Below are 16,501 nucleotides of genomic sequence, written 5' to 3'. Positions count from 1 at the left end.
GTCAGTAGGCTACCGGCAGCAGCGAGTGACAACAGGGAGTAATCATGGCCGAGGATGCGGCGGCGATGGAGAAGGCGCTGGTCAGGGCTGGTTGGGAGCTCGTCGACGTCCTCGGTGCCCTGGGTGCGGGCCAGTCGCAGCGGTTGTTCGAACGCCGATGGACTGCGGAGCGTGACCGGGCGGAGCGGGACCTGACCCCGCTGAAGACCGGCCCGTCGATCAGCGGGGCGACCGAGCGGCTGTACCGCAGCCCGGCGAACTGGACCCGGTTCCGGCGCACGATCGACTTCGTCCGGCCGGGGGAGCGGCTGTTCGAGATCGGCCTCGGGCGTGGCTACCTGGCCGGCATCTTCCTGCGGGACGGCCAGGTCGGCGCGTATCACGGCATCGACCTGGAGCCGGACAACGTGTCCGCCACCCGGGAAACGCTCGAGCTGAACGGGCTGGCCGACCGGGCAGAGGTGCGGCAAGGCGACCTGTACGACCTGACCCGCGACGAGGTCGCCGAGTTCGGTGCCGACCTGGTGGTCTGCTGCGAGGTCATCGAGCACGTCCCGGACCCGGAGGCGGCGGTGAAGACGCTGGCCGCCGCGCTGCCGGACGACGCGGACCTGCTCATCTCCGTGCCGCTGCTCGGCAGGCTGGAGAACGTCTGGGGGCACGTCGCGCTGTTCGACGCCCAGCGCATCCGGGCGATGGTCGAGGGTGCGGGCCTGACGACCCACCTGGTCGACGTCGTGGACAACACCTGGGCGTTCGTGCTGGCTTCGCATCGGCAGGGGCCGAACGCGCGCGCGGCGGCCGCTGCGGCCGCGTCGACCGATCCGTGGGCCGACGTTCCCGCCGACCCGGAGCTGCCGCGCGCGTTGCGCCGGGTGGACCTGGAACTGGCCGTGCCGAGCCGGTGGAACCGGCGGCTGGCGCACTCCGAGGTGCGGGTGCAGGACGGCGCGGTGCTGTGCTCGTTCACCGGGGAGGACCGCTCCGACGGGCCCGGCCAGTACGGCGGTGCGGCCATCCCGGTGGCCGATTCGCTGGGTATCCGGCTGGAGCTCGCGCTCGACGACATCGACGACGTCGAGGTGTTCTACGTCGACGCGTACGCCGAGTCGAAGCGGGTCGCGCGGTGGAAGTGGGAGCCCGGTGCGCGGCGTCCCCGGTCCAACCCGGCCACGTTCGTGTTGCGCAAGGGCCGCAAGGGGCTGAACTTCGTGCCGCTGCACGTGGACGACCTGTCCTCGGCCGACACCTACGAGGTGTTCGCCCGTATCAAGCCGGGCTCGTCGGTGCAGTTCCGGATCACCAGGGCCGCTGTGCTGACCAACGCGGTCCGGTGACCGGCACCGCGCCCGGCCGGGCACGCTTCGTGGCCGTGCTGATGCGGATGGTGCCCGGCGAGCGCGAACTGTGCCGCCGGTGGCGATCAGCGGCACGCTAGCGGCGGCGAACCTGGCGGGGCGGCGCAAAACAGCTGGCCAACCGCGTTACTCTCGGCAAGGTGTCCACCGCGCGTGCAGAACGACTGGTCAACCTCGTGCTCGCGCTGCTGTCGACGCGCCAGTACCTGACCGCGGAGCGCATCCGCGCCATCGTGCCTGGCTATGCCGACGCGCCGAGCGACGAGGCGTTCTTCCGCATGTTCGAGCGCGACAAGATGGAGCTGCGCGAGCTGGGCATCCCCATGGAGACCGGGCGCAACTCGCCGTTCGACACGGTCGACGGGTACCGCATCGCGCGGCGGGACTACGAGCTGGGCGAGATCGAGCTGGCGCCCGACGAGGCGGCCGCCGTCGGGCTGGCGGTGCGGCTGTGGGACTCGCCGGAGCTGACCGGGCAGGCCCAGGCCGCCTTGGTCAAGCTGCGCGCGGCGGGCGTCGAGGTGGATCAGCAGGTGCCCGCACCGGTGCAGCCGCGGGTGCGCGCCGACGCCGCGTTCGGCCCGATGCTCTCGGCGGTGCAACAGGGCCGCGCGGTGCGGTTCGAGTACCGGCGGTCGGGCTCGCCGGAGCGGATGACCCGGACGGTGGAGCCGTGGGGTGTGGTGTCGTGGCGCGGCCGCTGGTACCTCGTGGGCCACGACCGGGATCGTGACGCACCACGTTGCTTCCGGTTGTCCCGGGTGCAGGGGAAGGTCACGCCGTTCGGCCCGGCAGGCGCGGTCAAGCGGCCCGACGGGGTGAATTTGCTCGACTTCGTCGCGGCCAGCCACGAGCCGGAGTTCGACGCGCCGGCGTCGAAGGCGCGGCTGTGGGTGGCCGACGGCAAGGCCGCGGGCATTCGCCGCAGGGCGCGCGTGATCGGCAGGCGCACGGTCGCGGGCATCGAGGGCGACGAGATCGAGCGCAACGTCTACTACTTGGACGGCATGGCGAAGTGGATCGCCGGATACGGGCCCGACGTGCTGGTGCTGGAGCCGGACGTGCTGGCCAAGGCGGTGCACGAGCGGCTCAGCGCGCTCGCCCACCCAGGGGGTGATCGGCGATGACGTCGAGCGCACGCGGGGTCGGCGCACGCCTGCCGCGGCTTCTTGCGCTGGTGCCTTACCTGCTGGCCCGGCCGGGGATCCGGATCGAGGACGCGGCAGCCGACTTCGGGGTGAGCGCGAAGCAGCTGCGCAAGGATCTGGAACTGCTGTGGATGTGCGGGCTGCCCGGTTACGGCCCCGGCGACCTGATCGATCTGTCGTTCGAGGGCGACACGGTGACCGTGACCTACGACGCGGGCATGCGCAGGCCGTTGCGGCTCACCGGGGGAGAGGCGACCGCCTTGCTGGTGGCGTTGCGCGCCCTGGCCGAGACGCCGGGTGTGCTCGACGCCGACGCGGTGCGGCGGGCGATTGCCAAGATCGAGGCGGCCGCGGGTCAGGCGCAGCCCGCGGGTGTCGTGGTCGATGCCGGGTTGCGTGAGGCACGCCGCACGGCCGAGACGCGCCGCGTGGTGCAGGAGGCACTGAACGCGCAGCGAGCGGTGCGCATGCAGTACTACACGGCGTCGAAGGACAGGATGAGCGAGCGGGTGGTCGACCCGATGCGGCTGCTGGTCGTCGAGGGACGCAGCTACCTGGAGGCGTGGTGCAGGCGCGCCGAGGACGTGCGGTTGTTCCGGGTCGACCGGATCGACGAGATCGAGGTGCTGGCCGAACCGGCACGCCCGCCGGAGGATGCGCAGCCGCACGACGTGTCCGCCGGCTTGTTCGCGCCGAGCCCGGAGCAGCCCACCGCGACACTGGTGCTGGCGCCGGATGCCCGCTGGGTGGCGGAGTACTACTCGTGCGAGGAGCTCGAGGAGCTGGAGGGCGGGCGCCTGCGGGTGGCGATGCGCTACGGGGACGAGTCGTGGATGGTGCGTCTGGTGCTCGGCCTGGGTGGGGACGCGGTCGTCGAGGAGCCCGCCGAGCTGGCCGGCAAGGTTCGGGAACGTGCCGCCGCCGCGCTCGAGCTGGCCGCGGCCGCGCAGCTGGCGCAGTGACGCCACCACCGGAACGCCATTGATCTCGCGGCGAACGCGTACCGGCGTCGTGGTGAACGCGCTGGAAGTGTCGGTGCCCGGCCATAGGGTTGCGGCATGCCTCTGACACGGGAAGAACGCGAGGCGTTCCTGGCCGAGCCGCATGTCGCAGCATTGTCGGTGGACGCCGGGCCGGGCAGGGCGCCGCTGACCGTACCGATCTGGTACCAGTACCGGCCGGGGGAGAACCCGTGGATTCTCACTCCGGCCGAGTCGCGGAAGGCGAAGCTGATCACGGCGGCCGGGCGGTTCTCGCTGATGGTCGACACGGTGCATCCGCGGGTGCGCTACGTGTCGGTGGAGGGGCCGGCCGCCGCGGTGCAGGAGGCCGACGAAGCCGCGCACCGCGAACTGGCCACCCGTTACCTTCCCGCAGGCGCGGTCGAAGAGTACGTAGCGATGGCGCGTCGCGACTTCGGGCGGCAGCTGGTCATCCACCTCCGGCCACAGCGGTGGCTGTCGGCGGACCTGACCATGGCGTGAGACGCCGCCTTGACTTCGAGTCAACTCGAAGTTCTAGCGTGACGGGATGCCGGGCACGGAGAAAACCGGAGGCGGAGTGTCGGTGGTGTCCGGCATCCTGTTCGAGCACATCATCCGATTTGACTGGAGTACCGCAGTGGAGCACGCGATATGGGCCGAAGGCTTGGTCAAGCGTTTCGGCGAGACGACAGCGCTGAACGGGGTCGACCTCGCCGTGCGCACTGGATCGGTCTTCGGCCTGCTGGGGCCGAACGGTGCAGGCAAGACCACGGCGGTGCGCATCCTGGCCACGCTGCTGCGGATGGACGAGGGAAAGGCCACGGTCGGCGGGTACGACGTGGCCACGCAGGCGCACCAGGTGCGCCAGCTGATCGGCCTGACCGGGCAGTACGCCTCGGTGGACGAAACGCTCACCGGCATGGAGAACTTGCTGCTCATCGGCAGGCTGCTCGGCATGCCGAGGCGCGAGGCGAAGGCCAGGGCGAAGCAGCTGCTGGCCGATTTCAGGCTGAGCGAGGCGGCAGGCCGGGCGGCGAAGACGTACTCCGGCGGCATGCGGCGCAGGCTGGACCTGGCGGCCAGCCTGGTGGGGCGGCCGCGGATCCTCTACCTGGACGAGCCGACCACCGGCCTGGACCCCCGCGCCCGGCTGGAGTTGTGGGACCTGCTGCGTGAGCTGGTGGCCGGCGGGGTGACGATCCTGCTCACCACGCAGTACCTGGACGAGGCGGATGCGCTGGCCGACGAGATCGCGGTGATCGACCACGGCCGGGTGATCGCCAACGGCACCCCGGACGAGCTGAAGGCCAAGACCGGTGCACAGACCCTGGCGGTGCGGCCGGCGCTGGACAGCGACCTGCCGGTGGTGCAGCGGGTGGTCGCCGAGCTCACCGGTGCGCAGCCGGACGTGCAGGGATCGCTGGTCACCGCGCAGGTGACCGAGCCGTCCGTGCTGCCTGCCGCCGTCCGCCGGTTCGACGACGCCGGAGTGGTGCTGGCCGAGTTGCAACTGCGCAGTTCCAGCCTGGACGAGGTGTTCCTGGCGTTGACCGGGCGGCCCGCCGAGGAAGCGCAGGCCGCCGAGTCCGAGGAGGTGCCGGCATGACCGCGACGACGACGGAAGCGGCAGGCGCGCCGCAGCGGGAGCCGGAGCTGGCCGTCCGGGTCACTCCCGCGGAGGGTGTCCGGCAGTCGCTCACGCTGGCCTGGCGCAGCGTCGTGCAGGTCCGGCACAACCCGTGGGAGCTGGGCGACTTCAGTTTCCAGCCGATCATGTTCGTGCTGCTGTTCACGTTCATGTTCGGTGGCGCGATCATGGGCGACTGGCAGGCGTACCTGCAGTTCATGCTGCCCGGCATGTTGGTGATGAACATGCTGTTCGTGACCCTGTACGTGGGCCAGGGCCTGAACACCGACATCACCAAGGGCGTGTTCGACCGGCTGCAGTCGCTGCCGATCGCCCGGTGGGCGCCGCTGGCCGGCCGCATCCTGGCCGATCAGGTCAAGCAGGCGTGGTCGATCTTCCTGGTGCTGGTGATCGGGTTCGTGCTCGGCTTCAGCCTCACCGGCACCGTGGGCGGCCTGCTCGCCGCGATCGCCCTGCTGCTGGGGTTCGCCCTGTGCTTCTCCTGGGTGTCGGTGCTGGTCGGGATCGTCGCCAAGGACCCGGAGCGGGTGCAGATCTTCGGGTTCACCGCGATGTTCCCGTTGACCATGGTGAGCAACGTGTTCGTGCCGGCGGCGACGCTGCCCGGATGGCTGAAGGCATTCGTCGACATCAACCCGGTCAGCGTCATCTCCGACGCGGTGCGCGGCCTGATGCTCGGCGGCCCGGTCGCCGATCCGCTGATGTGGTCGATCGTCTGGGCGCTCGGCTTCCTGGTGGTGTTCGCGCCGCTGTCGGTGTGGGCGTTCAAGCGGCGGCTCGCCTAGGCAACGAGCAGCGGCAGATCCGGTAACGATTCGCCGGGCGGCGGCCGGGTGATCACCCGGTCGTTCCGCCGTGCCGCTACGGTAGCGGCGTGACGTACTACTGGGTCAGTGCCGGGCTCGTGGTCGCGGGTGTGGTGGTGCTCGTCCTGGTAGCGTTACGCCTCCGTCGTGCGCTGCGGCACTTCACGGCGCTGGGCAATGCCACCCGGGAGGTGCTGCGCAGCGAGCTCGGCATGCTGCGGGCCCGCCGGGCCGCCTTGGCGGTGGCCGCCAGGAGGCGAGTGGGCGCGCGGGCGGAGCACGCGGCGGACGACGCTGCTGCGGTTCGTGACACCACCGCCGCGGACCGTAGACTGGTTGCTGACAGGCATATGCCGTGAAGGGAGGCCCAGATGGGTTCGCTGTCGCCTTGGCACCTGCTCATCCTGGTGGCCGTGTTGGTGCTGCTGTTCGGTGCGAAGAAGCTGCCGGACGCGGCGCGTGCGGTTGGTCGTTCGCTGAAGATCCTCAAGGCGGAGACCAAGGACATGCGGGGCGAGGCCGACGACACCACTCCGGGTGAGCAGCCCGCGGCCAAGGCGCTCCCGTCGGCGCAGGCGCCGGCCGCCGGCGTGCAATCGACCGAGGAGAAGGTGGCCGAACTGCAGCGCCAGCTCGACGAGCTGAAGCAGCAGCAGAAGAACGCGGGCTGACGCCACGGGGAGAGAACGAGGCGTCGTGGCCGAGTCGACCAAGTCGCGCCGGGAACGCAGGCGGGAGCTGCGCAGGTTGCGCAGCCGCAAGCACAACCCGGACGGGACCATGACGTTGGTCCAGCACATCTACGAGTTCCGTCGGCGGTTGTCGTACGCGTTGCTGGCCATCGTGGCGGGCGGCATCCTCGGCTTCATCTGGTTCGAACAGCCGGTCGGGCCGATTCCGTCGCTGGGTGAGCTGATCCGCGGTCCGTACTGCGCGCTGCCGGATTCCATGCTGGCGGACTTCGCAGGCGACGGGGAATGCCGGCTGCTGCAAACCAAGCCGTTCGAAGTGTTCATGATCCGGCTCAAGGTCGGCATCGCGGCGGGCGCGGTCCTGCTGTCCCCGGTCTGGCTGTACCAGTTCTGGGCGTTCGTGGCGCCCGGGCTGTACGAGCGGGAGCGCAAGTACGGCAGGGCGTTCGTCAGCATCGCCACCGTGTTGTTCGTGATCGGCGCGGCGCTGGCCTACATCCTGGTGCCGGTCGCGTTGCGGATGCTGGTCGGCTTCGGCGGTGACAACTTCGCCACCGCGCTCACCGGTGACGACTACATCTCGTTCATCATCACCCTGCTGGTGATCTTCGGGGTGAGCTTCGAGATCCCGCTGCTGATCATCATGCTCAACCGCGCGGGTGTGCTCAGCTACGAGCAGCTCAGCCGGTGGCGGCGCGGCCTGATCATGGCGTTGTTCGTCTTCGCCGCGATCGTCACCCCGGCGGACCCGTTCTCCATGTTGGCGCTGGCGCTGGCGCTGACGTTGCTGTTCGAGGCGGCGATCCAGGTCGCCCGGCTGCACGACCGCAAGCGCGCCAAGAAGCGCAAGGAACTGGGCTGGGACGACGTGCCGGACGACGAAGCCGCCCCGTTCGAGTACACCCCCAGCGGGCCGCAGGGTGAGGACGTGACCTGACCCGGGCACAGGGTGAGAATGCGGCCCGACACGGCGCACAGGGCCATGACCTGACCCGGTAAGCAGGGTGAGGATGTGACCGGACCTGGCGCGGGGTGACGTGGCTCGACCCGCCTGCAGGGTCACGACCCGACTCGGCCGAGGGTCGTGACCTGGCTCGGCCGCTGGCGAGGGGCGTGACTGGTTGCAGGCCGAGGGGTGTGATCTGACCCGGTCGCCATGACTGCTTCTCGAGGTGCGGACCTTGCCGGGCCGGGCGGCGCGGTCGAGCGTTGTTCGCGGGGGAGACCTGGCCAACAGGCGCCGTCAGCCGGGTGCTGGGCGAACCGGCCCCAAGCGACCCGAGCGGCTCCGGACAGCCGCGCAGCGGTACTGAACAACGCGCCACGGTTCCTCGTCATGCGCGAACAGCTCCGCCCGCCCTCGTGTGCCCATCCGGTCACGTCCGGCCGGTCAGGAGCCGGCTCACGGTGTCGGAGCGCAGGATGCGCACGGCTCGGCCCACCAAGACTTCGCTGCGCGAAGGCAGCAGGCTGCGGCAGCACGGCGCGACACGCCTGCGACGACGCCGGTGACTGGGCTATGGCGCGTTCCAGGTGGCGGGTGTTCCTGCATGGCGCAAGCTGGTGTGAAACCCTGGCAGTGTGGCAGACAGCCCGATGACCCGGACGATGACACCGGCCGAGCGGTACCGCGCGGCGAAGGAACGGGCCCGCTACCCGCAGCTCACCGCTTTCGCCGCGGACATGGCGTTCGAGTTCGACGAGTTCCAGTTGCAGGGATGCCGCGCGCTGGAGGACGGTCACGGCGTGCTGGTCTGCGCCCCGACCGGCGCGGGCAAGACGGTGGTCGGCGAGTTCGCCGTGCACATGGCCATGGCCGAAGGGCGCAAGTGCTTCTACACCACGCCGATCAAGGCGCTGTCCAACCAGAAGTACACCGACCTGGTCAAGCGCTACGGGCCCGAGGCGGTGGGTCTGCTGACCGGCGACACGGCGATCAACGGCAACGCCCAGGTGGTCGTGATGACCACCGAGGTGCTGCGCAACATGCTCTACGCGGGCTCGTCCACGCTGCAGGACCTGGGCTACGTGGTACTGGACGAGATCCACTACCTGGCCGACCGGTTCCGCGGCGCGGTGTGGGAGGAGGTCATCCTGCACCTGCCCGAGCACGTGCGCATCGTCGGCCTGTCCGCCACGGTGAGCAACGCCGAGGAGTTCGGCGAATGGCTGGTCACCGTGCGCGGTGACACCACCGTGGTGGTCGACGAGAACCGGCCGGTCCCGCTGTGGCAGCACATGATGGTCGGTGGCAAGCTGTACGACCTGTTCGCCGACGACGGCCGCGGCGAACGGCCGCGGATCAACCCGTCCCTGCTGCGGCGCACCGACGAGGTCGGCAGGCAATACGCCGCCGGCCACTTCCGCGCACCGCGCGGACGCAAGCGGTCCTACCGCAGGCCGCCGCGCTTCCGGCCCCCGTCGCGGGTGGAGGTACTGGAGCGCTTGGATCGTGCCGGACTGCTGCCCGCGATCGTGTTCATCTTCTCCCGTGCCGGATGCGACGAGGCCGTCCAGCAGTGTGTGCGGGCCGGGGTGCGGCTCAACACCGACGACGAGCGGATGGAGGCCAGGCAGATCATCGACCGCCGCGCGGCCGATCTGCCCGAGTCCGACCTGCACGTGCTCGGTTTCTGGGAATGGCGCGAGGCCTTGGAGCGTGGCGTCGCCGCCCATCACGCCGGGCTGCTGCCCGCGTTCAAGGAAACCGTCGAGGACCTGTTCGTGCGGGGCTTGATCAAGGTGGTGTTCGCCACCGAGACCTTGGCGCTGGGTATCAACATGCCCGCCCGGACGGTCGTGCTCGAGCGCCTGGTGAAGTTCAACGGCGAGGCACACGTGGACCTGACCCCCGGCGAGTACACCCAGCTGACCGGGCGGGCAGGCCGCAGGGGCATCGACGTGGAGGGCCACGGCGTGGTGGTGTGGCAGCCCGGCCTGGACCCGAAGCAGGTCGCCGGCCTGGCTTCCACCCGCACCTACCCGCTGAAGTCGTCGTTCCGGCCCGGCTACAACATGGCCGTCAACCTGGTCGACCACCTGGGCGCCAAGCAGGCCCGCGAGCTGCTCGAGCAGTCGTTCGCCCAGTTCCAGGCCGATCGATCGGTGGTGGGGCTGGCCCGCACGATCGAACGCAACAACGAGGCCCTGCGCGGCTACGCCGAAGCGGCAGGGGACAAGGACGAATTCGAGCAGCTGGTCGGCTACGCCGAGCTGCGGCGGAAGATCTCCGCCAGGGAGAAGGAACTGGCCAGGCAGAACAGCGCGGCCCGCCGTCAGGACACCGTCGCGTCGCTCACCAAGCTCCGCAAGGGCGACGTGATCGCGGTGCCGACGGGCAGGCGGGCGGGGCTCGCGGTGGTGATCGACCCCGGCCTGGACCCGGTACGGGACCCCCGGCCACTGGTGGTGACCGAGGACCGGTGGGCGGGCACGCTGGCGGTGACGGACTTCGCCGGGCCGGTGGAACCACTCGGCAAGCTGCGGCTGCCCAAGCACGTCGCGGTGCGCTCGCCCAAGGTCCGCCGCGACATCGCCTCGGCACTGCGGGAAACCGGGATCACCCCGCCGGGTGGGCGGAAGCGACGGAAGGTCGACGTCAACTCGGATCCCGAGCTGGCCGGCCTGCGGCGGGCGCTGCGGGCGCACCCGGTGCACGGCCTGGCCGACCGGGAGCAACGGCTGCGCTGGGTGGAGCGCTACGAGCGGCTGGCCGCGGAGAACGAGAAGCTGCGGCAGCGGGTGGCGGCCACCACCCACTCGTTGGCCAGGGCGTTCGACCGGATCCGGCGCCTGCTGACCGAGCGCGGCTATCTGACCGACGAGGGCGAGCGGGTGACCGAGCACGGCAGGCGGTTGGCCCGCATCTACGGGGAATCCGACCTGCTGGTCGCCGAGTGCCTGCGGCACGGGGTGTGGGCGGATCTCGGCCCCCCGGAACTGGCGGCGGTGGCCTCGTCGGTGGTGTTCGAATCCCGCCGGGACAGCGCAGGCGAGCCGCGGATCCCGGCGGTGGTGGTGCCCGCGTGGCGGGAGACCGCCAGGGTGTGGACCGAACTGGTCGACGACGAACGGCGGCACAAGCTGGAGCGCACCCGCGAGCCGGATCCCGGGTTCGCCTGGCCGGTGTACCGGTGGGCGCGCGGCGAGAGCCTGGAAAGCGTGATGAGCGCCGCCGAGATCAACGGCCAGGAGCTGTCCGCGGGCGATTTCGTGCGCTGGTGCCGCCAGGTGATCGACCTGCTCGAGCAGCTGAGCGACGTGCTGGGCGGGGAGCACCCGGTAGGCAGGACGGCGGCGGAAGCCGCTCGGTCGCTGCGGCGGGGTGTGGTCGCGGCGGGAAGCGTGTAGCGGGAAAGATCACGGGTCCGACAAGGTGAACACCGCCGGTTCGTCGCTCGGAGAGGTCATGTGGTTTGATCCTGCGCAGAATGCGGTCCGACTGGAGGCACGATGAGCACGCCCTATGGAGGCAACGGCCCACAGCAGTGGGGTCAGCAGCCTGGGGGTCACCCGCAGGGTGGTCACCCCGGACAGCAGAGTGGCGGGTGGGGACAGCAGTACCCGCCGAGCGGCCCGCAACCGCAGCAGTACCCGCCGAGCGGGCCGCTGCCGCAGCAACAGCCGCCTGCTTACCAGCAGCAGCCGTACGAGCAGCAGTGGCAGCAGCCCGGGCAGGTCTACGGTGGCCAGTACCCCGGCGGCGGCTACCAGCAGCCCGAGGAGAAGAAGTCCAAGACCTGGCTGTGGGTGACGATCGCGGTCGTGGTGGTCGCGCTGGGCGCGGTGGGCGTCCTGGGATTCTGGATGCCGGGCTTCTTCGTCTCCAAGACCTTCGACTCGGCCGCGGTCGAGCAAGGCGTGGTGAAGATCCTGCGCGAGGAGTACAAGATCGAGAACGTGCAGAACGTGAACTGCCCGGGCGGGCAGAAGGTCGAGCAGGACCACTCGTTCACCTGCACGGCGACGGTCGACGGCCAGGAGAAGAAGATCCCGATCACGGTCACCGACGCCGACGCGGATCCCCCGGTGTACCGGGTGGACAGCCCGCAGTAGGCCCGGAGCGTAATTCGGTGGCTGCGGCGTCGGTCGTTCCGCAATCATGCGCTGGTGACCGACTACCAGATCAGGATTGCGCAGGAATCGGAACACCGCGCCGCCAACGCCATGTTCCGCGGCACCATGCACGAGCCGCCGATCGGCGACGATCGGTGGGAGCGGGTGTCGCGGGCGTACCAGCCGAACAGGCTGCTGGCGGCGTTCGAAGGTGACGACGTCATCGGCATCGCGCGGTCGGTCGATTCGGCCTTGGTGGTTCCCGGTGGGAAGCAGGTGCCGATCGCCGCGGTTGCCGCGGTGGGCGTGCGCGCGGACCGGACACGCCGCGGCATCGCCACCGAGCTGATCCGCCGTCAGCTGGCCGAGGCGGGCGAACGCGGAATGACGATGGCCGCGCTGCACGCCAGCGAGGCGGTCATCTACGGTCGCCACGGGTACGGTGTGGCCACTCAGGAGCGCACCGTGATCCTGGATCGCAAACGGGCCAAGGTGCGCAATCGGGTCACCGACGGCCGGGTCGACCTGTACGACCTGGCCGACGCCGTGACGATCCTGCCGGAGGTCTACGCCCGGTTCGAAGGGTCCCGCGTCGGCATGATCACCCGCCCGTCGTACCTGTGGGCGATCTGGGAAGAAGTACTGAACGAGCAGCCGCAGCAGGTGGCGCGCGTGGCCGTGTACCGCGGCCTGGACGGCGTGGAAGGCTTCGCCGCCTACCGCGTCAACAACCCGTGGCCGGAGGACGGCGATGCGGTGCTGCACCTGCTGGACATGGTGACCGGGTCGGACGAGGCCTACCGGGCGCTGTGGCAGTTCCTGATCGGCGTGGACTTGGTGGACAAGATCAAGGCGTGGGCGCGTCCGCTGGACGAGCCGATCGAACCGATGCTGGTGGACTCCCGGGCGTGCACCACCCAGCACATCGGTGACGAGGTGTGGCTGCGGCTGATCGACGTGGAGTCCGCCCTCCGGGCACGTGCTTACCAGCCGGGCACCGGCGTGGTGATCGAGGTCGTCGACACCGTGCTGCCGCAGAACAGCGGCCGGTACGCGGTGTCCGCCGACGGTGTCGAGCGCACCGATGCGCCTGCCGGCCTGACAATGGACGCCGAGGTGCTGGCGATGCTGTACCTGGGAGCCTGGCGGGCTTCCGCCCTGGCGCGGGCCGGGCGGATCAGCGTCGCCGATCCTGCGGCGCTGGCGGCTGCGGACGCGGTGTTCGCCGCCGAGCAGGTCCCGTGGTGCGGAACGTTCTTCTGAGTACTCCTTTTGCAGTAGTCTGCCCACGCGCAGACCACGGAAGGAGCGCTGGTGAAGATCGGGGTCACGTGCGGTGCTGGACTGGCTGTGCTGGTCGCCGCCACGCTCGCGGCGGGATGTGAGCAGCGGCAGGATCCGGGGTCGCATCCGGATCCTGCCCCGCAGCCGAGTGCGAGCCCGCCCAGCACGTCGAATCCGGAACCGCCGGCGCCGGTCACGTCCTACGAGCCCGCCCCGCGCGAGTTCGACCACGCGGCGATGCAGGACGCGGTGCACCAGATCCTGACCGAGTACCACCAGATCGACGATCTCGGCACGGTGATCTGCCCGCCGGGGAAGCCGGTGGAGGTGGGCCTGAAGTTCCACTGCACGGCGACGATCGCGGGGGAGAAGAAGCAGGTGCCGATCACGGTGACCAGCGACGAGGGTGACTATCGGGTCGGCGCTCCGCAGTGACGCCGTGCGCGAGCGACGCTGACGGGGAGCTCGGCGGCGAAGGACCAGCCTCCGCATCCGCGGTCGGACACCGTGGATCGAGCTTGTGGTGTTCGGGACGACGGGCAATCCGGCGCGTAGCGGGCGGCGGGGCCGAGACGCGGAGGCGGGCTGGTGACGCGCGCCTCGAGGTTTTCGGGCCCGAGGTCGGCTTCGGCACGCGGTGACAAGCGCCTCGAGTTCGGTGCGGACCAGGATGCGCCTCGAGTCCGGTGCCGGGCGGGCTTCGGTGCGGATCGGGACGTGCCTCGACGTGCCGATGGGGATCCCGGCCTCGGCGCGTGGACCGGCGGCGAACCCGCTACCCGGGGCGACGGGCGGGGTGACGATTGGTCGGCGGACCTGTCACGGCCGGCACGCCGCCGGCCCGGTCACGTGCCGGCGGCGTGCTTCTCGAGTGCCGCCAGCAGCCGGGAGGTCGACTGGCCAAGGTTCCACTTCTCCGACAGCTCGGCGATGCGGTCCGGGTCGGCCGGGGCGGAAGGCACGGCGTCCGGTCCCGACGTCTCCACCGGGGCGTCGGTGACCACCCGTACCACCTTCGGTACGGCCGCCAGATAGTCCGCCGCCGCGACGATGCTGGTCTTGGCTCGTTTCGGTACCGCCGGGTCGTCGTCGTGCGCGGCGCGTACCAGGGCGTCCAGCGAGCCGAACTGGGTGATCAGCTTGGCTGCGGTCTTCTCGCCGATACCGGCGACGCCGGGCAGGCCGTCGGAGGGGTCGCCGCGCAGCATGGCCATCTCCGCGTAGCCGTCCCCGGCACGGTCGGCGGGCAGGCCGTAGCGTTCGGCGATCTCGGCCGGGCCGAGGACTTCCGCTTTCGCCCACCCTTTGCCCACGTAGATCACCCGCGCCGGGGTGGGTTCGTCGCGGACGAGCTGGAACAGGTCCCGGTCCCCGGTGACGACCTCCACCGGGTCGGCCGTCTCCCGCGCCGTCAGCGTGCCGATCACGTCGTCCGCTTCGAACCCGTCCGCTTCCGCCACGCACAGGCCGAACGCGTGCATCAGGTCGATGATGATCGGGATCTGCGGGCTGAGCGTGTCCGGCACTTCCTCGGTGGCCTGCCCCAGCCCGGCCGCCAGCAGCACCGGGTCCGGCTGCTCGGCCACCCGGTGCGCCTTGTAGCTGGGCAGCAGGTCGACCCGGAACTGCGGACGCCAGTCCGCGTCCAGGCACGCCACCAGGCGGGACGGCCGTCGGTCGGTGACGATGCGGGCGACGGTGTCCAGGAAGCCGCGTACCGCGTTGACGGGCGTGCCGTCCGGTGCCCGCAGGGACTCGGGCAGTGCGTAGAAGGCCCGGAAGTACAAGCCTGCCGCGTCCAGCAGGGCGATCGGAGCGCTCATGGTGCGAGCCTGCCACACCATCGGTGCACTCGGCCGGGGGTGTGCTCGCGAAGTACGCTTCAAAGCATGTCGAGGCGCTCACTCCACACTCCGGCTCCTGCCCCGGCGACGCTGCGCGCCCGCCTGGACAAGGCGCGGGTGGCCGCGGCGGACGCGGGCACCGACGCTTTGCTGGTCTCGCCGGGATCGGACTTGAAGTACCTGCTCGGCCAGGCGGGTGGCTCGTTCGAGCGGCTGACCACCCTGGTGGTGCCCGCGGGCGACGCCCCGGCGGCGCTGGTGCTGCCCAAGCTGGAGGCCCCCGGCTACCACGACGTGCCGTTGGACGAGCTGGGTGTCGAGCTGGTGACGTGGGTGGACGGGGAAGACCCGTACCACGTCGTCGCACGGCTGGTGGAACGTGGTGGCAAGCCCGGCCGGGTCGCGGTGAGCGACGCGATGATCGCGCTGCACGTGCTGGGGCTGCGCAGCCGTGTCCCCGCCGACCAGGTGCTGGCCGGGCCGATCCTGCGTCAGCTGCGGATGCGCAAGGACGCCGAGGAGATCGCCGCGCTGCGTGCGGCCGGGGAGGCGATCGACCGCGTGCACGCCCAGGTGCCCGAGTTGCTGCGGGCCGGGCGGACCGAGGCCGAGGTGGGCAAGGACATCGAGCAGCTCATCGTCGCGGAAGGGCACCTGGCCGCGGATTTCGTCATCGTCGGGTCCGGCCCGAACGGGGCGAGCCCGCACCACGACGTCTCGTCCCGTGTCCTGCAGGAAGGCGATGTCGTCGTGGTCGACATCGGCGGCCCGCTGCCGAACGGATACAACTCCGACAGCACCCGCACCTACAGCCTCGGTGAACCCGCCGAGCCCGACGTGCGTGAGACGTATGCGGTGTTGCAGGCGGCGCAGGAAGCCGCGGTGGCGGCCGTGCGGCCAGGGGTGACGGCGGCGCAGGTCGACGCGGCGGCCAGGCGGCCGATCACCGAGGCCGGGTTCGGGGATCAGTTCATCCACCGCACCGGGCACGGAATCGGACTGGACGTGCACGAGGAGCCCTACATTCAAAGTGACAACGATCTCGAGCTCGAACCGGGCATGGCGTTCAGCGTGGAACCGGGCATCTACCACAGTGGCCGGTGGGGCGCCCGGATCGAGGACATTGTGGTGGTGACCGAGGACGGGGTGGAACCGCTCAACCGCCGTCCGCACGACCTGCTGGTGGTCGAGCCGTGACCGCATCGCCGCTGGAACCCATCGACCGGGCCATCGTCCGGGAACTCAACGCCAACGGACGGTGCAGCTTCACCGATCTCGCCGAGCGGGTCGGGCTGTCGGTGTCCGCGGTGCACCAGCGGGTGCGCAGGCTGGAGCAGCGCGGGGTGATCACCGGCTACACCGCGCGGGTGGACGGCGAGCAGGTGGGCCTGCCGCTGACCGCGTTGATCTCCCTGACCCCGAACGACCCTGCGGCACCGGACGACTACCCGCAGCGCCTGGAGCACATCAGGGAGATCGAGGCCTGCTACTCGGTGGCCGGCGACGAGTCCTACGTGTTGCTGGTCCGGGTCGCATCGCCTGCAGGCCTGGAGGACCTGCTGCGGCGGATCCGGGAGGCGGCCAAGGTGTCGACGCGCACCACGGTGGTGCTGTCCACGCCGTTCGAAGGACGCCCGGTCGCCATCTAGCGCGCCCTACCGCCCGGTCGCAATCGAGCGCGGT

16 protein-coding genes are annotated in these 16,501 nt (G+C 70.6%); 15 read left to right on the top strand and 1 reads right to left on the bottom strand.

All coding sequences use genetic code 11. The annotated features are described in order from the left end of the window. The first annotated feature begins 44 nt into the window (after positions 1–44). The 13 genes from YWY_RS0100670 to YWY_RS0100605 all read left to right on the top strand — a co-directional run bounded on the left by YWY_RS0100670 (position 45) and on the right by YWY_RS0100605 (position 13,409). The gene (locus tag YWY_RS0100670; protein ID WP_028846043.1) at positions 45–1,337 is read left to right on the top strand and encodes a class I SAM-dependent methyltransferase; all 1,293 of its coding nucleotides are present in this window, start codon (positions 45–47) and stop codon (positions 1,335–1,337) included. Positions 1,338–1,498: 161 nt separating this feature from the next. Then, complete coding sequence (locus YWY_RS0100660; protein WP_028846042.1) at positions 1,499–2,485, top strand: helix-turn-helix transcriptional regulator; 987 nt, start codon at positions 1,499–1,501, stop codon at positions 2,483–2,485. After that, the gene (locus YWY_RS0100655) at positions 2,482–3,468 is read left to right on the top strand and encodes a helix-turn-helix transcriptional regulator (protein ID WP_028846041.1); all 987 of its coding nucleotides are present in this window, start codon (positions 2,482–2,484) and stop codon (positions 3,466–3,468) included. Before YWY_RS0100660 ends, YWY_RS0100655 begins: the two co-directional genes overlap by 4 nt. Positions 3,469–3,564: 96 nt before the next feature. Continuing rightward, positions 3,565–3,990, top strand: coding sequence for a pyridoxamine 5'-phosphate oxidase family protein (locus tag YWY_RS0100650; RefSeq protein ID WP_028846040.1), 426 nt, complete (start codon positions 3,565–3,567; stop codon positions 3,988–3,990). A 136-nt stretch (positions 3,991–4,126) separates the two neighbouring features. Continuing rightward, positions 4,127–5,095: a daunorubicin resistance protein DrrA family ABC transporter ATP-binding protein gene (locus YWY_RS0100645; protein WP_028846039.1), complete on the top strand. Its 969-nt coding sequence runs from the start codon at positions 4,127–4,129 to the stop codon at positions 5,093–5,095. Then, positions 5,092–5,922 carry an ABC transporter permease gene (locus tag YWY_RS0100640; RefSeq protein ID WP_084608748.1) on the top strand — a complete coding sequence of 277 codons (831 nt, stop codon included), beginning with the start codon at positions 5,092–5,094 and terminating at the stop codon, positions 5,920–5,922. The genes YWY_RS0100645 and YWY_RS0100640 overlap by 4 nt, the downstream gene beginning before the upstream one ends. 89 nt (positions 5,923–6,011) lie before the next feature. Continuing rightward, a complete protein-coding gene (locus YWY_RS0100635) occupies positions 6,012–6,302 on the top strand; it encodes a hypothetical protein (RefSeq protein WP_028846037.1) in 291 nt (96 codons plus the stop codon). Between the two features lie 12 nt (positions 6,303–6,314). Then, a complete protein-coding gene (gene tatA / locus YWY_RS0100630) occupies positions 6,315–6,614 on the top strand; it encodes a Sec-independent protein translocase subunit TatA (RefSeq protein ID WP_028846036.1) in 300 nt (99 codons plus the stop codon). Positions 6,615–6,639: 25 nt separating this feature from the next. Then, positions 6,640–7,572, top strand: a complete 933-nt coding sequence (gene tatC / locus YWY_RS19490; protein ID WP_038044210.1) for a twin-arginine translocase subunit TatC — start codon at positions 6,640–6,642, stop codon at positions 7,570–7,572. A gap of 671 nt (positions 7,573–8,243) precedes the next feature. Further along, positions 8,244–10,985 carry a DEAD/DEAH box helicase gene (locus tag YWY_RS0100620; RefSeq protein WP_169725203.1) on the top strand — a complete coding sequence of 914 codons (2,742 nt, stop codon included), beginning with the start codon at positions 8,244–8,246 and terminating at the stop codon, positions 10,983–10,985. A gap of 102 nt (positions 10,986–11,087) precedes the next feature. Then, on the top strand, positions 11,088–11,690 hold the full coding sequence (locus YWY_RS0100615; RefSeq protein WP_028846034.1) for a DUF4333 domain-containing protein: 603 nt from the start codon (positions 11,088–11,090) through the stop codon (positions 11,688–11,690). 54 nt (positions 11,691–11,744) lie between these two features. Then, a complete protein-coding gene (locus YWY_RS0100610) occupies positions 11,745–12,953 on the top strand; it encodes a GNAT family N-acetyltransferase (RefSeq protein WP_028846033.1) in 1,209 nt (402 codons plus the stop codon). Between the two features lie 51 nt (positions 12,954–13,004). Continuing rightward, positions 13,005–13,409, top strand: coding sequence for a DUF4333 domain-containing protein (locus YWY_RS0100605; protein WP_051309422.1), 405 nt, complete (start codon positions 13,005–13,007; stop codon positions 13,407–13,409). Between the two features lie 410 nt (positions 13,410–13,819). Here the strand turns inward: YWY_RS0100605 and YWY_RS0100600 are convergent, their stop codons facing one another. Next, on the bottom strand, positions 13,820–14,797 hold the full coding sequence (locus tag YWY_RS0100600) for a 5'-3' exonuclease (protein WP_028846031.1): 978 nt from the start codon (positions 14,795–14,797) through the stop codon (positions 13,820–13,822). Positions 14,798–14,863: 66 nt separating this feature from the next. On the opposite strand from YWY_RS0100600, the gene YWY_RS0100595 reads away from it, so the two are divergent. Both YWY_RS0100595 and YWY_RS0100590 read left to right on the top strand, forming a co-directional pair. Continuing rightward, positions 14,864–16,015 carry a M24 family metallopeptidase gene (locus tag YWY_RS0100595; protein ID WP_028846030.1) on the top strand — a complete coding sequence of 384 codons (1,152 nt, stop codon included), beginning with the start codon at positions 14,864–14,866 and terminating at the stop codon, positions 16,013–16,015. Next, positions 16,012–16,467, top strand: coding sequence for an Lrp/AsnC family transcriptional regulator (locus YWY_RS0100590; RefSeq protein WP_028846029.1), 456 nt, complete (start codon positions 16,012–16,014; stop codon positions 16,465–16,467). The genes YWY_RS0100595 and YWY_RS0100590 overlap by 4 nt, the downstream gene beginning before the upstream one ends. Positions 16,468–16,501 lie beyond the last annotated feature (34 nt).

Origin of the sequence: Thermocrispum agreste DSM 44070, assembly GCF_000427905.1 — a bacterium.
Taxonomy (GTDB): domain Bacteria; phylum Actinomycetota; class Actinomycetes; order Mycobacteriales; family Pseudonocardiaceae; genus Thermocrispum; species Thermocrispum agreste.
The sequence above is the reverse complement of the archived record's forward strand: the minus strand, read 5'-3'. Positions and strand labels throughout refer to the sequence as shown.

Bases quoted from the DNA above. Each gene is read 5' to 3' on its own strand.
- YWY_RS0100670 (WP_028846043.1), top strand. From the start codon at position 45: ATGGCCGAGGATGCGGCGGCGATGGAGAAGGCGCTGGTCAGGGCTGGT.
- YWY_RS0100655 (WP_028846041.1), top strand. From the start codon at position 2,482: ATGACGTCGAGCGCACGCGGGGTCGGCGCACGCCTGCCGCGGCTTCTT.
- YWY_RS0100650 (WP_028846040.1), top strand. From the start codon at position 3,565: ATGCCTCTGACACGGGAAGAACGCGAGGCGTTCCTGGCCGAGCCGCAT.
- YWY_RS0100640 (WP_084608748.1), top strand. From the start codon at position 5,092: ATGACCGCGACGACGACGGAAGCGGCAGGCGCGCCGCAGCGGGAGCCG.
- tatA (WP_028846036.1), top strand. From the start codon at position 6,315: ATGGGTTCGCTGTCGCCTTGGCACCTGCTCATCCTGGTGGCCGTGTTG.
- YWY_RS0100620 (WP_169725203.1), top strand. From the start codon at position 8,244: ATGACACCGGCCGAGCGGTACCGCGCGGCGAAGGAACGGGCCCGCTAC.
- YWY_RS0100615 (WP_028846034.1), top strand. From the start codon at position 11,088: ATGAGCACGCCCTATGGAGGCAACGGCCCACAGCAGTGGGGTCAGCAG.
- YWY_RS0100600 (WP_028846031.1), bottom strand. From the start codon at position 14,797: ATGAGCGCTCCGATCGCCCTGCTGGACGCGGCAGGCTTGTACTTCCGG.
- YWY_RS0100595 (WP_028846030.1), top strand. From the start codon at position 14,864: ATGTCGAGGCGCTCACTCCACACTCCGGCTCCTGCCCCGGCGACGCTG.